This window comes from Streptomyces sp. ISL-66, from assembly GCF_018614135.1.
Classification (GTDB): domain Bacteria; phylum Actinomycetota; class Actinomycetes; order Streptomycetales; family Streptomycetaceae; genus Streptomyces.
Genome location: NZ_JAGGOW010000223.1, coordinates 1 through 13971 on the forward strand (window position 1 = coordinate 1; position 13971 = coordinate 13971).

The 13971-nt window shown below is 72.7% G+C and carries 14 protein-coding genes and 2 pseudogenes; 8 read left to right on the plus strand and 8 right to left on the minus strand.

What is annotated here, in order from left to right:
- From J7E97_RS33885 to J7E97_RS33895, 3 genes and pseudogenes are all read left to right on the plus strand, one after another.
- Positions 1-1216 (plus strand): annotated as a pseudogene (locus tag J7E97_RS33885) (S1C family serine protease); the annotation flags it as partial.
- Positions 1217-1332: 116 nt separating this feature from the next.
- Positions 1333-1797 (plus strand): sec-independent translocase, encoded by a 465-nt coding sequence (locus tag J7E97_RS33890; RefSeq protein WP_215035233.1) that lies wholly within the window; start codon positions 1333-1335, stop codon positions 1795-1797.
- Positions 1798-1953: 156 nt separating this feature from the next.
- Positions 1954-2715, plus strand: coding sequence for a hypothetical protein (locus J7E97_RS33895; RefSeq protein ID WP_251055593.1), 762 nt, complete (start codon positions 1954-1956; stop codon positions 2713-2715).
- 91 nt (positions 2716-2806) lie between these two features.
- Here J7E97_RS33895 and J7E97_RS33900 read toward each other — a convergent pair whose 3' ends face one another.
- The 3 genes from J7E97_RS33900 to J7E97_RS33910 all read right to left on the minus strand — a co-directional run bounded on the left by J7E97_RS33900 (position 2807) and on the right by J7E97_RS33910 (position 6053).
- Entirely contained in the window at positions 2807-3976 is a 1170-nt protein-coding gene (locus J7E97_RS33900; RefSeq protein WP_251055594.1) for an Mrp/NBP35 family ATP-binding protein, read from the minus strand.
- 42 nt (positions 3977-4018) lie between these two features.
- Entirely contained in the window at positions 4019-4525 is a 507-nt protein-coding gene (locus J7E97_RS33905; RefSeq protein ID WP_215035257.1) for a DUF1003 domain-containing protein, read from the minus strand.
- A gap of 193 nt (positions 4526-4718) precedes the next feature.
- Complete coding sequence (locus J7E97_RS33910; protein ID WP_251055598.1) at positions 4719-6053, minus strand: magnesium transporter MgtE N-terminal domain-containing protein; 1335 nt, start codon at positions 6051-6053, stop codon at positions 4719-4721.
- 167 nt (positions 6054-6220) lie between these two features.
- On the opposite strand from J7E97_RS33910, the gene J7E97_RS33915 reads away from it, so the two are divergent.
- Positions 6221-7012 (plus strand): hypothetical protein, encoded by a 792-nt coding sequence (locus tag J7E97_RS33915; protein ID WP_215035235.1) that lies wholly within the window; start codon positions 6221-6223, stop codon positions 7010-7012.
- A gap of 46 nt (positions 7013-7058) precedes the next feature.
- On the opposite strand, the gene J7E97_RS33920 is transcribed toward J7E97_RS33915, so the two are convergent.
- Together J7E97_RS33920 and J7E97_RS33925 are read right to left on the minus strand one after the other, a co-directional pair.
- Positions 7059-7577 carry a hypothetical protein gene (locus J7E97_RS33920; protein WP_215035237.1) on the minus strand — a complete coding sequence of 173 codons (519 nt, stop codon included), beginning with the start codon at positions 7575-7577 and terminating at the stop codon, positions 7059-7061.
- Between the two features lie 31 nt (positions 7578-7608).
- A complete protein-coding gene (locus J7E97_RS33925; RefSeq protein WP_215035239.1) occupies positions 7609-8724 on the minus strand; it encodes a magnesium and cobalt transport protein CorA in 1116 nt (371 codons plus the stop codon).
- A 394-nt stretch (positions 8725-9118) separates the two neighbouring features.
- On the opposite strand from J7E97_RS33925, the gene J7E97_RS33930 reads away from it, so the two are divergent.
- The 4 genes from J7E97_RS33930 to J7E97_RS33945 all read left to right on the plus strand — a co-directional run bounded on the left by J7E97_RS33930 (position 9119) and on the right by J7E97_RS33945 (position 12153).
- The gene (locus J7E97_RS33930; protein WP_215035241.1) at positions 9119-9703 is read left to right on the plus strand and encodes a suppressor of fused domain protein; all 585 of its coding nucleotides are present in this window, start codon (positions 9119-9121) and stop codon (positions 9701-9703) included.
- Between the two features lie 82 nt (positions 9704-9785).
- Entirely contained in the window at positions 9786-10427 is a 642-nt protein-coding gene (locus J7E97_RS33935) for a DUF6758 family protein (protein ID WP_215035243.1), read from the plus strand.
- A gap of 166 nt (positions 10428-10593) precedes the next feature.
- Positions 10594-11460 (plus strand): PHP domain-containing protein, encoded by an 867-nt coding sequence (locus J7E97_RS33940; protein ID WP_215035245.1) that lies wholly within the window; start codon positions 10594-10596, stop codon positions 11458-11460.
- 87 nt (positions 11461-11547) lie between these two features.
- Entirely contained in the window at positions 11548-12153 is a 606-nt protein-coding gene (locus J7E97_RS33945; protein WP_215035247.1) for a MarC family protein, read from the plus strand.
- Between the two features lie 99 nt (positions 12154-12252).
- Here the strand turns inward: J7E97_RS33945 and J7E97_RS33950 are convergent, their stop codons facing one another.
- The 3 genes and pseudogenes from J7E97_RS33950 to J7E97_RS33960 all read right to left on the minus strand — a co-directional run.
- Positions 12253-12405, minus strand: a complete 153-nt coding sequence (locus tag J7E97_RS33950; RefSeq protein WP_215035248.1) for a hypothetical protein — start codon at positions 12403-12405, stop codon at positions 12253-12255.
- 94 nt (positions 12406-12499) lie between these two features.
- Positions 12500-13405, minus strand: a complete 906-nt coding sequence (locus J7E97_RS33955) for an alpha/beta fold hydrolase (protein ID WP_215035250.1) — start codon at positions 13403-13405, stop codon at positions 12500-12502.
- An 82-nt stretch (positions 13406-13487) separates the two neighbouring features.
- Positions 13488-13971, minus strand: a pseudogene (locus J7E97_RS33960) (DEAD/DEAH box helicase); the annotation flags it as partial.

Sequence of the window (13971 nt, forward strand, 5' to 3'; positions counted from 1 at the left end):
GCGTCGGAAGTCTCCGCGCCGCGGCAGCCCCGCTGGTGGAGCCGGCCCGAGGGTCCGGTCCCGGCGCACGGGGCCCCCGTACCGGCGCCGCGGGCCGAGTCGGACGCGGCCGGGGACGCCACGACGGACGCGGCCCCGGACACCGCCGCGGACCCGCGCTACGACCCCTGGGCCGCGCGGCCGCTGCACGGCGTGGACCACGGCAAGGCGGGGCCCCGGCGCTTCGGGTTCCGGCAGGGGCTGGTCCTCGGCCTCGCTGTCGCCCTCCTCGCCGGCGGCATCGGCGGCTACGTGGGCGTCCTCGCCGAGCGGCAGGCCAACACGCGCCTGGAACTCCCGCAGGCCGCCCCCGTCGCCGACAAGGGCCGAGCCCCCGAAAGCGTCGCCGGCNNTCACCAACAACCACGTCGTCCACGGTGCCCGGAACATAACGGTCACCTTCAGCACCGGTGAGAGCGTGAGCGCCGAAGTGGTCGGCGGCGACACCGGCTACGACCTGGCCGTCGTCAAGGTCGCCGGCGTACGGGGTCTGCGGCCCCTCGCGCTCGGCAACTCCGAGAACGTCAAGGTCGGTGACCCGGTCGTGGCCATCGGCGCCCCCTTCGACCTCTCCAACACCGTCACCGCCGGCATCATCAGCGCCACCGGCCGGCCCGTCACCGCGGGCGGCGACAAGGGGGACGGCAGCGACGTCAGCTACGTGGACGCCCTCCAGACCGACGCCCCGATCAATCCCGGCAACTCCGGCGGCCCGCTCCTCGACGCCAGGGGCCAGGTCATCGGGATCAACAGCGCCATCCGCGGCGGCGACGGCGGCGACAGCTCCGACCAGCAGCGCGGCAGCATCGGCCTCGGCTTCGCCATCCCCGTGAACCAGGGCAAGCGCGTCGCCGAGGAGCTGATGCGCACCGGCCGCGCCACGCACCCCGTCATCGGCGTCACACTCGACATGGAGTACTCCGGCGACGGAGCCAGGGTGGGGGAGAAGGGCGAGGGCGGGAAACCGGCCGTCACCGCCGGCGGGCCCGGAGCCCGCGCCGGGATCAAGCCGGGCGACGTGATCACCAAGGTGGACGGGGTCCGCGTACACGGCGGCGACGAGCTCGTCATCAAGATCCGGGCCCACCGGCCGGGCGACCCGCTCACCCTCACCGTGCTGCGGGACGGCGCGGAGCGCACGTTGGAAGTGGTCCTCGGTTCGGCGAACGGGTCATGACGGAACGCGGACCGGTGGGGCAAAGCCGGTCCTGATGTAGGGGCCCGCGGACCCGGCCGGGTACCGTGTGTCGGGCCTGACCCGAAGAGAGCCGAAGAGAGCCGAGGAGCGGCAAGGTGTTCAACGACATAGGCGCACTCGAGCTGGTCACGATCGTGGTGCTGGCCATCCTCGTCTTCGGCCCGGAAAAGCTGCCCAAGGTCATCCAGGACGTCACCGGCGTCATCCGGAAGATCCGCGCGTTCTCGGACAGCGCGAAACAGGACATCCGCTCCGAACTCGGCCCGGAATTCAAGGACTTCGAGTTCGAGGACCTCAATCCGAAGAACTTCATCCGCAAGCAGCTGTCGGAGAACGAGGACCTCAAGGACATCCGCAGCAGCTTCGACCTCCGCAAGGAGCTCAACGAGGTCACCGACGCCGTCAACGGCAAGGAGGCCGCCGAGGCCCCCGACGCGGTTCCGGCCGTCACCTCCGGCGACGGTGCCACGCCCGCGCCGGCCGCCGGCCCGGACATGGTGAAGAAGCCCGCCGCCCCGGCGCAGGAGCAGCGCGCGCCCTTCGACGCGGACGCCACCTGAGTCACCGGGTGCCACTCGCGCGCCTGTCTGCCGGGCTATCCGGGGTCGGATGGCTATCCTCCATGAGTCCGGACCCAGGACGCCCGAGGGGCGGGTCCCGCCAGCGAGGCTGGGGGGAGGGCCGTTCCGGACCCCACGGAACGAGAGGCCGCGCAGATGGAGACGACGAGCAGTAGCCGGGTGGGCACGCAGCCCGCGGACGCGACGACGGACGCGACGACGGACGCGCCGCCGACCGCACCCCCGCAGGCCGCACCCGCGCAGACGGCACCCCAGGAGCATCCACAGCTGCCCCAGGAGGCAGCCGCAGCACCCGTACCGGCCGTCCGCCGGGCGGTGGAGGGCTACCTGCGGGCCGACTTCCCCTGGTACGGGCTGGACGCGGCCTTCACGGGCGCCCGCTGGCTCATGCAGGTCGGTACCGGCGCCGACGGCAGCGTGGAGCACGGCTCCACGGGCCACGGCGACGAGCCCTCCGCCCGCGGCGAGATCGCCACGGGCGAGAAGGAGCGCTTCGCGGTGGTCGTCACCGTCGCGAGCAACCCGCTGCGCCGCAGCGGTGACGGCACCGGAGTCCTGGAGGCCACCTCGGTCTCCTCGGCGGCCTGGCTGGCCGGCTCCGGGCTACTGGCCTACAGCTGGCCCGTCCAGATGGACCACACCCTGCGCGACGACTGGCTCGACCAGCAGACCGAGGCCGCGTGGGAGCTGGCGGACGCGCTCGACGGTGAGGAGTGGTCGACGCTGTCGCTGCCGGTGGACGGGGAGCCGACGGTGTTCCACTACCGCGAGTCGGAATTCGGCTGGGTGCTGGCCGGCTCGACCGGGAGCGGGGTGCACCTCGGGGCGTACGGGCGGGGGATGAGCGCGTACGGGATCGGGTTCTCGGCGATCGGCGATTTCGCCGCGTACGAGTAGGGATACCAGTAGGGCTACGGGAAAGGGCACCGCCGGTCGGCGGTGCCCTTCACGCTGCCCGTGCCGTGCGGATCGCCCGCACTCGGGTCCGTCAGAACTTGTTGCGCGGCGTGATGCCCAGGGAGAGGCCCGCCAGGCCGCGGGCGCGGCCGCCGAGCTTGCCCGCGATGGCGCGCAGCGCCGCGCCGGCCGGGGAGTCCGGGTCGGACAGGACGACCGGCGTGCCGTCGTCGCCGCCCTCGCGCAGCCGGACGTCGATCGGGATCGAGCCGAGCACCGGCACGTTCGCGCCGATCGTCTTCGTCAGGCCGTCGGCCACCTTCTGGCCGCCGCCCGAGCCGAACACGTCGACCATCTCGTCGCAGTGCGGGCAGGGCAGCCCGGACATGTTCTCCACGACGCCGACGATCTTCTGGTGCGTCTGCACGGCGATGGAGCCGGCGCGCTCCGCGACCTCGGCCGCGGCCTGCTGCGGGGTGGTCACGACGAGGATCTCGGCGTTCGGCACCAGCTGCGCCACGGAGATCGCGATGTCGCCCGTACCCGGCGGCAGGTCCAGCAGCAGCACGTCCAGGTCGCCCCAGAACACGTCGGCCAGGAACTGCTGCAGCGCCCGGTGGAGCATCGGACCGCGCCACACCACCGGGGCGTTGCCCGGGGTGAACATGCCGATGGAGATGACCTTCACGCCGTGCGCGGACGGCGGCATGATCATGTTCTCGACCTGGGTGGGGCGGCCTTCCACGCCGAGCATGCGCGGCACGCTGTGGCCGTAGATGTCGGCGTCGACCACGCCGACCTTGAGGCCGTCGGCGGCCATCGCGGCCGCCAGGTTGACGGTGACCGAGGACTTGCCGACGCCGCCCTTGCCGGAGGCGACGGCGTAGACGCGGGTCAGCGAGCCGGGCTTGGCGAAGGGGACCTCGCGCTCGGCGGTGCCGCCGCGCAGGGTCGTCGCGAGGTGCTTGCGCTGCTCGTCGCTCATCACGTCCAGCGTGACGACGACCGAGGTGACGCCGGGGACCCGCTGGACGGCCTCGGTGACGAGGGTGGTGATCGTCTCGCGCATGGGACAGCCGGACACGGTCAGGAGCACCGTGACGGCGACCGCGCCGCCGTCGCCGATCTCCACCGATTTCACCATGCCGAGCTCGGTGATGGGCCGGTGGATCTCGGGGTCGTTCACCGTCGCCAGCGCGTCCAGGATCGCGTCCTGCTCGGGCACGGCGGCGTCGGTGGCGGTGCTTGTGTCGGTAGCCATGCCCCGATGGTACGGCGCGGTAGCGGGCCGCAGGAAAGGCCGCTAGCGGTCGCCTTCGTCACTCTCGGCCGGGAATAGCCGCCGCTCGTCCATCTCCTTGATCAGGTCCTGGAACTCGGACCGGATCCAGTCGCGCGTGGCGACCTCGCCCAGCCCCATCCGCAGGGCCGCGATCTCCCGGGTCAGGTACTCGGTGTCGGCCAGCGAGCGCTCGTTCTGCTTGCGGTCCTGTTCGAGGTTGACCCGGTCGCGGTCGTCCTGCCGGTTCTGCGCGAGGAGGATCAGCGGGGCCGCGTAGGAAGCCTGCAGCGACAGCATCAGCGTCAGGAAGATGAAGGGGTACGTGTCGAAGCGCAGCGTGGGCGGCGCGAAGATGTTCCACAGCACCCAGACGATGATGGCGACGGTCATCCAGACGATGAACCGGCCCGTGCCGAGGAACCGCGCCACCCGTTCCGACAGCCGGCCGAACGCCTCCGGGTCGTACTCGGGCAGCAGCCGCCGGCGCGCCGGGCGCGGCAGGTCGAGGCGCACGCGCGAGCGCGTCAGCGCGCTCGACCCGGTCGATCCGGACGGGCCGCCCTTGCCGCGCTCGCGCGGCGTTTCCGAGGACCGTTCGGAGGAACGTTCCCGCGCCTCCGTCGTCAGACCGTGCGCCCGCGCCCGCACCCGTGCCTGCTCGCGCCGCTCGCGGCTCTGCTCGCGCCGGCTCTCGCGCGCGGCCTGGTCGCCGCGCCCCCGCTCAGTGGCCACGTACGACCCCCTCCGCATCCTCGGGATCCGGGGAGCCCTCGCGGTCCCCGGAATCCCGGGAATCCTCCGAGCCCTCGGAATGGAAGTCCGTCTCCCGCCAGTCGTCCGGCAGCAGGTGGTCCAGTACGTCGTCCACGGTGACCGCGCCCAGCAGCGAGCCGCTCTCGTCGACGACGGGCACCGCGACCATGTTGTACGCGGCCAGGTAGCTGGTCACCACCGGCAGCAGGGCGTCCGGCCGCAGCGGCGGCAGGCCGGTGTCCACGATCGAGCTGACCAGCGTGAACGGAGGGTCCCTCAGCAGCCGCTGGAAGTGCACCGTGCCCAGGTACTTGCCCGTCGGCGTCTCGTCCGGCGGCCGGCACACGTACACCTGCGCCGCCAGCGCCGGCGACAGGTCCGACTGCCGTACGCGGGCCAGCGCGTCCGCGACCGTCGCGTCGGGCCGCAGCACGATCGGCTCCGTCGTCATCAGACCGCCCGCGGTGTTCTCCTCGTAGGACAGCAGGCGCCGCACGTCGGCCGCGTCGTCGGGCCGCATCAGCGTCAGCAGCCGCTCCTTGTCGTCCTCCGGCAGCTCGGAGAGCAGGTCGGCCGCGTCGTCGGGGTCCATCGCCTCCAGGACGTCGGCGGCACGCTCCTCCTTCAGCTTCCCGAGGATCTCCACCTGCTCGTCCTCGGGCAGCTCCTCCATGACGTCCGCGAGCCGGTCGTCGTCGAGGGCGCTCGCCACCTCGGCGCGCCGCTTCGGCGACAGGTGGTGCAGGACGTTCGCCACGTCCGCCGCGCGCATCTGCTCGAAGGTGGCGACCAGGTTCTCGGCGCCCTGCCCGTGCTCCTCCAGCGAGAAGCCCGTCACCGCCGACCACTCCACCGTCAGCGTCTCGCCGCGCCGGCGCAGCGCGCCCGACTTGCCCTTGCGTACGAAGATCTTGTCGATCTCCCAGTCCCGGCGGGCCGGCAGCTGCTGGATGGCCACGTCCAGGACGGTGACCTCCTCGTCGTCCGCGACCAGGCGCACGCGCCGGTCCAGCAGTTCGCCGAGGATCAGCCGTTCGGTGGGCCGCTGTTCGAAGCGCCGCATGTTGACCACACCGGTGGTGATGACCTGGCCGGACTCCACGCCCGTCACCCGGGTCATGGGGAGGAAGATCCGGCGCCGGCTGACGACCTCGACCACCAGCCCGAGCAATCTGGGCGGCCGCCCGCCCACCCGGAGCATCGCGACGAGGTCGCGCACGCGGCCCACCTGGTCGCCGTTGGGGTCGAAGACGGGCACACCCGACAGATGCGAGACGAAGATCCGTGGGGCGCCTGCCGCCATCCGAGCGCCTCCTACGAGCGTGCGTCATCCGTCGATCACCGGTACTGCCGTCCCTCAGGTTAGCCCGTGCCCGCCGCAACCTCCTGGTGGGGCGTCCGCGCGGGGGCGGGCGCAGCGCCGGGTACGCTGCCAGCTGCTCGCAGAGGACCGACGAGAGGCACCTGCCCGTGACCGCCTACTTCCCCGCCGTTCGGCTCCGCCGGGCCACCTTCGTGGGTGCCCTGTGCGCGGGCCTGGCCGTCGTCGCCACGGGGTGCGGGGCCGATCCGGACGAGGGTACGAACGGGGTCGGGAAGCTCTCGGCCGAGCAGATCGAGGGCAAGGCGAAGACGGCGGCCACCCAGGCCCGGTCGGTGCACCTGTCCGGAACCCTGGTCACCGGCGGAAAGTCCTTCACGCTCGACATGCGGCTGGGGGCCGACGGCGGCTCCGGCGAGGTGAAGTCGCAGGACGACACCACCTTCCAGCTGCTGCGGGTCGGCGAGCAGCTCTACCTCAAGGCCGGCGCCGCGTTCTGGGGCCAGTCCGAGGCGGCCGGCAAGCTCGGCGACAAGTTCGTGAAGGTGCCCGAGGGCGACCCCTCGTACAAGCAGTTCCGGGGGTTCACCGACATGCACGTGCTCCTCGACGGGCTCCTGGGACTCGACGGGACGCTCGCCAAGGGCGACTACACCAAGGTCGGGCACACGCGGGCCGTCCAGGTCACGGCGGAGAAGGGCGCGGGCGGCAAGCTCTCGGTCTCCCTGGAGGGCACGCCCTACCCGCTCCTGATGGAACGCGCGGGTGGCGCAGGCCGCGTGGTCCTCGCGGAGTGGGGCAAGCCGGTCGAGCTGACGCCGCCCGCACAGGACCAGACGGTGGATTACGGGTCCCAGTTGCCGACGACCAAGGAGCAGGGCTCCGGCTCCGCCCAGCCCGCCCCCAAGGGCTCCGGCAAGGGCACGGCCCCGAAGGGCTGACCACGTTCCGGCCGGGCCCCGCCCCGTCGGGCGGCCGCCCGGGCCGCTACCGCCCGCGAGCCGCCTTCTTGCGCTTCAGCAGCAGCTTCGGCAGCGCGGCCGGGGCGGGTCGGCGGGTCGTCGCCGGGGAGTCCAGCGGAGCCGCGGCCAGCGACCCGTCCGGGAGCCCGCCGTGCACGGAGCGCGGCTCCAGGCGCAGCAGCCGGCACTCCCGCGCCCACCGCGCGGTCATCTCGGCCGAGTCGGGCGCGTTGAGCCGCTTGCCCTTGAGCTCGGTCACCGCGGCCTCCCACGGCTCGCTCCCGGGCACGAGCTCCCGTACGGTCGCCGTCCACGCGACGAGCCGGCCGCCCTTGTCCTTGCTGCGCACGGTCACCTCGGCGGGCGCCCCGTCCGCGAGCCCCGGGAACGGCTGCTCGCCGGGCCCGTCGCCCAGTACGTGCGCGGCGCCGTCCACCCAGGCGTGCCACAGGCCGCGGTCGGGCCCGGAGCCGCGGACCCAGATGAGGCCCGACTTCTTGGTGGCCTCCTCGACGAGGGCCAGTTCGAGCGCGCTGAGAGTCATGCGCACAGGGTAGCCAGGGGCGCTCGCGCGCCTACAGCCAGCCGTGGCGGCGCAGGGCCCGGTGGATGGTGAAGCAGCTGCCGGCGATCGCGGCCATCACCATCGGATAGCCGTAGCGCCAGTGGAGCTCCGGCATGTTCTCGAAGTTCATCCCGTACACGCCGCAGATCATCGTCGGTACGGCGATGATCGCCGCCCAGGAGGTGATCTTGCGCATGTCCTCGTTCTGCGCGACGGTCGCCTGCGCCAGGTTGGCCTGGAGGATCGAGTTCAGCAGCTCGTCGAAGCCGACGACCTGCTCGTGGACCCGCGCCAGGTGGTCGGCGACGTCGCGGAAGTACTTCTGGATGTCCGGGTCCACCAGCCGCATCGGGCGCTCGCTGAGCAGCTCCATGGGCCGCAGCAGCGGGGAGACGGCCCGCTTGAACTCCAGGACCTCGCGCTTGAGCTGGTAGATGCGGCCCGCGTCGCCGCCGCGCGCGGCGCCTTTGGCGGGGGCGGCGAACACCTCGCTCTCCACCTCGTCGATGTCGTCCTGGACGGCCGAGGCGACCGCGATGTAGCCGTCGACCACGTGGTCGGCGAGGGAGTGCAGGACGGCGGACGGGCCCTTGGAGAGGAGCGACGGATCGTCCTGGAGGCGGTGGCGCAGGCCCTTGAGGGAGCCCTGGCCGCCGTGCCGGACGGTGATGACGAAGTCCGGGCCGGTGAAGCACATCACCTCGCCGGTCTCCACCACCTCGCTGGTCGCGGTGAGTTCGGCGTGCTCCACGTAGTGGATCGTCTTGAAGACGGTGAACAGCGTGTCGTCGTAGCGCTCCAGCTTCGGTCGCTGGTGGGCGTGGACCGCGTCCTCGACGGCGAGCGGGTGCAGACCGAACAGGGCGGCGATCCCGGCGAACTCGCCCTCGGTCGGCTCGTGCAGGCCGATCCACGCGAAACCGCCGTCCTCGCGGACCTGACGCATCGCCTCACGGGGCGTCAGGCGGCCGGTGCCCAGGGCGCGTCGGCCGTCGCGGTACACGGCGCAGTCGACCACCGCGGTGCCGGCGGACGGGTCGCGGGTGGTGTCGTAGCCGGGCTGGACGGGGGTGGACCTGCGCAGCGCCGGACGTACGGCGGCACGGAGGTAGGGCAGCATCGACATGGCAGGCTCCTTCGCGCGCACGGCTGCGGACCGTACGGGTGGGAGGTCCCTTCCGGGTGGCGCCGTCACCGCGGCCGGCAGGCCCGGGGCAGGCGGAAGGAACAGGACGGGAGGACACGAGTTCTGCCGTCGCTCTTCGACTGATCCCGGAGGGGGATCAAAGGGGACGCGGGACGCCCGTGAGTGAAGTGGAAGAGCGATTGGTACTGCACGATCGACTTCGATCCACCGCAGACCCCACCTCCTCCGGCCGGTCCCCCGTGGGGGACGTCCTGTCGCCGGGGCACTGAAACTTCTCTTCTGAGAGCGTCCCCGACCAACGGTCAACGATATCAGCCGACGGATGGTCAAGACCCGCCCTTTACCCGGCTGATACGAGTTCTATGCTCGCTCCATGGCAGAAATTCTGGCCCTTGTGGAAGCCCGGCTGCGCGCCTCGCTCGGTGAACCCGACGCCCGCGCCGCCGTCACCTTCCTGGGCACCGACCGCATCGAGATCCTGCGTTTCACCGAGGGGGACCTCGTGCGGTACGCGACCCTCGGCATGTCCGCCCACCCGATGGCCGACCCCACGGTGGTGGTCGCCGATCCCGTACGGGGGCCGCGCGCGGAGCTCGTGCTGACGGTGCGGGGCGGACTCGCGCCCACCGACAAGCTGTTGCGGCCGCTGGCGGTCTTGGCGGCCTCGCCCCAGGTGGAGGGGCTGGTCGTGACCCCCGGGGCCTCGCTCGACGTGGGGGAACCGCTGTGGGAGGGGGCGCCGTTCACCTCGGTGCTCGTGGCCGAGCCGGGCGGGCTGGTGGAGGACGTGGAGCTGGCGGACCCGATGGACCCGGTGTCCTTCTTCCCGCTCCTGCCGATGACGGCGAACGAGGCGGCGTGGAAGCGGGTGCACGGGGCCGCGGCCCTGCAGGAGCGCTGGCTCGCGCGCGGAACGGATCTGCGGGACCCTCTGCGTACGGCCGTCGCGCTGGACTGAGCGGGACCGTCGGGGCATCCGGCCGCCCGGACGGGTGATCGCGTCTTGACGGGGCGCACGGCGGGGAGGAGCGTGGCTTCCTATGAGGGGCGAACCGAGTTGCCCGAAGTGCGGTGGCCGGGTCAGGGCGCCCGGTCTCTTCGCCGACTCCTGGCAGTGCACGGTGCACGGCGCGGTGCACCCCCTGCAGCCCGTGATCCCGCCGAGCGTCGAAGGCCTGGGCGTGGTGGTGAACCGGGCACAGGTACCCGTGTGGATGCCGTGGCCGCTGCCCGTCGGATGGCTGTTCACCGGGATCGCGGCCGCCGGTGACGACCGCAGCGGCGGCCGGGCCACGGCCGTGGCCTGCTCCGGCCCCGGCCCGCTGGGCGGCATCGGCGAGCTGGTGCTGATCGCGGAGGAGCTGGGCGTCGGCATGGGCGCGCGCTTCGCGGGCATCGACGGCCCCGACCCGGGCTCCTCCATGGACGTCTCCGCCCCGCCGCACGCGAAGGTCGTCGCCGCGGGGCGTCCGACGCCGCTCTGGCACGTGAAGGGAGCCCCGGACGACCGGGCCGTCTTCGCCGGGGAAGCGCGCGGGCTGTGGCTGTGGGCCGTCGTCTGGCCGGAGCAGTCGGGGCTGCTGATGTACGACGAGCTCGTGCTGACGGACCTGCGTGACGCGGGCACCGAGGTGGAACTGCTTCCCTGCGGCGCGCTGAGCCCGCGCATCATTTCCCCTTGACGCGCCGCTCGCGCGGCGCGCCGCCGGGGCGCCCCACCGGCTCCGCGCCGCTGCGCCGGACTCCGGGCGGCGGCCGGGCGCGGGTGGTCCGTGTGGGGCCATGTCGGGAAATCCGGACGGTATCCTGGAGTGTCCCCCGTCCGCGCGTGAACCCTGGAGCTCGGCTGTGCGCATCGACCTGCACGCCCACTCCACGGCATCGGACGGCACCGACACCCCCACCGAGCTGGTACGCAACGCGGCCGCCGCCGGGCTCGACGTCGTCGCGCTGACCGACCACGACACCGTGAGCGGCCACCGCGAGGCGATCCGGGCGCTTCCCGAGGGGCTGACCCTCGTGACCGGCGCCGAACTGAGCTGCCGCCTCGACGGCATCGGGCTGCACATGCTCGCCTACCTCTTCGACCCCGAAGAGCCCGAGCTCTCCCGCGAGCGGGAACTCGTACGCGACGACCGCACGCCCCGCGCACAGGCCATGGTCGGCAAACTGCAAGCCCTCGGCGTGCCCGTCACCTGGGAGCAAGTGGACCGGATCGCCGGTGACGGCTCGGTCGGACGCCCGCACATCGCCACCGCGCTCGTCGAGCTCGGCGTCGTGCCCACCGTGTCCGACGCGTTCACCGAGCAGTGGCTCGCCGACGGCGGGCGCGCCCACGCGCGCAAGCACGAGCTCGACCCCTTCGACGCGATCCGCCTGGTCAAGGCGGCCGGCGGCGTCACCGTCTTCGCGCACCCGGCCGCCGTCAAGCGCGGCGCCTGCCTCCCCGAGGAGGCCATAGCCGCGCTCGCCGCGGCCGGACTCGACGGCATCGAGGTCGACCACATGGACCACGACGCCGCCACCCGCGCGCGCCTGCGCGGCCTGGCCCGTGACCTCGGTCTGCTGACCACCGGATCCAGCGACTACCACGGCAGCCGCAAGACCTGCCGCCTCGGGGACTACACGACCGACCCCGAGATCTACGGCGAGATCACGCGCCGTGCCACCGGGGCGTTCCCCGTCCCCGGCGCGGGCGGACGCGTACGCGGCTGACCGCTGCCGCCGCTCCACCTCGCGGCGCGTCCCACCGCGCCGCTCGCCCCCCTTTTTCGTAACACCCCTCTCCCGCAAGGCATCACTGTGCTCGATTTCGCCGTCTTCGGATCCCTCTTTCTCACGCTTTTTGTGATTATGGACCCCCCGGGGATCACGCCCATCTTCCTCGCCCTGACCTCCGGCCGCCCCGCCAAGGTGCAGCGCCGCATGGCCTGGCAGGCCGTCTGCGTCGCCTTCGGCGTCATCGCCGTCTTCGGCATCTGCGGGCAGCAGATCCTCGACTACCTGCACGTCTCCGTGCCGGCCCTGATGATCGCGGGCGGTCTGCTGCTCCTGCTCATCGCCCTCGACCTGCTCACGGGCAAGACCGACGAACCGAAGCAGACCAAGGACGTGAACGTCGCGCTCGTCCCGCTCGGCATGCCGCTGCTCGCCGGCCCCGGTGCGATCGTGTCGGTCATCCTGGCCGTGCAGAAGGCCGACGGGTTCACCGGTCAGGTCTCGGTCTGGACCGCGATCGTCGCGATGCACGTCGTGCTGTGGGTGGTGATGCGGTACTCGCTCGTCATCATCCGCGTGATCAAGGACGGCGGCGTGGTCCTCGTGACCCGGCTGGCGGGCATGATGCTCTCCGCGATCGCCGTCCAGCAGATCATCAACGGCGTGCTCCAGGTGATCCGCACCTCGTAGCGCCCGCGCGGCGCCCGTGGCCCGCGGCCGCGCATGCGAACGCCCCCGCACCGCGAGTTGGTGGGGGGCGTTCGGCTCTGTCGTGGCGGACGTCTGTCGTCAGTTGGACGCGGTCTCGGCCGGTCGGATCAGGAGGCGCTGGCCGATGGCCGCGGCCTGCTGCACGATCCGGTTGACGGAGGCCGCGTCCACGACGGTGCTGTCCATGGCGGACCCGTCGAGGTCGTCCAGGCGCAGAATCTCGAAGCGCATGGGGCTTCTCCCTTCGTCAGTGTTCTTCCTTGTACAGGGTTAACGAAGTGTAAGCCCGCAAACATTCCCTACGCTAAGGAAATTTTTTCACTGTCTAACTACTAACCTGTGCCGGAGCGTCCAGAGGCGCCGCGGCCGAGCCCCAGAACGCCGCCAACGCCGCGGCCGTGGCCAGCGGATCCTCCGCGTTCGGCGAGTGCTCCGTCCCCGGGACGATCACCCGCGCAGCGCCCAGGCGCCGCGCCACGCCGTCCATCTCCGACACGGGCCACACCGGGTCGGACACCCCCGACAGCACCAGCTTCGCCAGTCCCGGCGCCGCGGCCGCCAGCTCGTCGATCCGGTCCGGCTCACCGATCAGCGCCCGGCCGGTGACGATCAGCTGCTCGGGAACCGTGCGCACCCACCGGTCGCGCAGGAACGCGACGAGCTCGGGGGAGTCGGGGATCCCGTCGCGCGGATCCATCGCGCGCATCGCGGTCCAGATGCCCGCCATGTCGTCGCCCATCAGCTCCAGTGCCGAGACGAGCATCTTCGTACGGGCCCGCTGCTCCTCACACACCGCGCCCGCACCGCTGCTCAGCAGCGTGAGGCTCGCGTACGGGGCCGGATCCCGGACCACGGCCGCCCGGACGATCAGGCCGCCCAGCGAATGCCCCAGCAGGTGGACGGGACCGTCGGAGCCCAGGGCCGCCGTCTGCGCGAGGACGTCGCGCGCCAGCTCCTCCAGGGCGTACGGCTCCTGCGTGCGCGGGCCGTCGCTCTCGTACTGGCCGCGCCCGTCGACCGAGACCACCCGGTAGCCGGCGGCGGCCAGCGGCCCGAGCAGGCCCATGAAGTCCTCCTTGCTGCCGGTGTACCCGGGCACCAGCAGGGCGGTGCCGCGCACCGGCGCGCCCGCGTCCGGCCCGGCCTCGTGCACGGCGAAGGCGCCGCGGGAGGTGTTCAGGCGGTACGCGCGCCCCGAGGGCGGCAGGGCGAGGGTCGGAGGCTTGCTCATGGCCCGAGGTTACCGGCCCGTACGGCGGTACGGCGATGGCCCCGCCCCCCTCGGAAGGGGAGCGGGGCCATCGGGAGCGTGGTTACGCCTCGGTGCTCTCCACCGGGGCGACGACCTTGCGGGTCCGGGTGCGCTTCGGCTTGACCGGAGCCTCTTCGGAGGCGACCACGGCCGCCTCGGCGACCGGGGCCTCCGGAGCGGCGGCCGCGACCTTGCGGGTGCGGGTGCGCTTCGGCTTGACCGGAGCCTCCTCCGCCACCGGGGCGGCGGCCTCGACGACGGCCTCGACGGCGGGCTCGGCCACCGGAGCGGCAGCGGCGACCTTGCGGGTCCGCGTGCGCTTCGGCTTGACCGGAGCCTCCTCCGTGACCACGGGGGCGACGGCCTCGACCACGGGGGCGACGGCCTCGACCACGGGGGCCCGGGCGACGGTCTGGACGACCGGAGCGGCGGGGGCCTTGCGCGGGGCGCGGACGGCGGTGCGACGCGCCGGGCGGACCGGCTCGACCAGCGGGGCCATCTGGAAGTCGGGCTCCGGCGCCGGCGCGGCCCGCGGAGCCAGCGGC

Bases quoted from the DNA above. Each gene is read 5' to 3' on its own strand.
- J7E97_RS33895 (WP_251055593.1), top strand. From the start codon at position 1,954: ATGGAGACGACGAGCAGTAGCCGGGTGGGCACGCAGCCCGCGGACGCG.
- J7E97_RS33900 (WP_251055594.1), bottom strand. From the start codon at position 3,976: ATGGCTACCGACACAAGCACCGCCACCGACGCCGCCGTGCCCGAGCAG.
- J7E97_RS33910 (WP_251055598.1), bottom strand. From the start codon at position 6,053: ATGGCGGCAGGCGCCCCACGGATCTTCGTCTCGCATCTGTCGGGTGTG.
- J7E97_RS33920 (WP_215035237.1), bottom strand. From the start codon at position 7,577: ATGACTCTCAGCGCGCTCGAACTGGCCCTCGTCGAGGAGGCCACCAAG.
- J7E97_RS33925 (WP_215035239.1), bottom strand. From the start codon at position 8,724: ATGTCGATGCTGCCCTACCTCCGTGCCGCCGTACGTCCGGCGCTGCGC.
- J7E97_RS33930 (WP_215035241.1), top strand. From the start codon at position 9,119: ATGGCAGAAATTCTGGCCCTTGTGGAAGCCCGGCTGCGCGCCTCGCTC.
- J7E97_RS33935 (WP_215035243.1), top strand. From the start codon at position 9,786: ATGAGGGGCGAACCGAGTTGCCCGAAGTGCGGTGGCCGGGTCAGGGCG.
- J7E97_RS33950 (WP_215035248.1), bottom strand. From the start codon at position 12,405: ATGCGCTTCGAGATTCTGCGCCTGGACGACCTCGACGGGTCCGCCATG.
- J7E97_RS33955 (WP_215035250.1), bottom strand. From the start codon at position 13,405: ATGAGCAAGCCTCCGACCCTCGCCCTGCCGCCCTCGGGGCGCGCGTAC.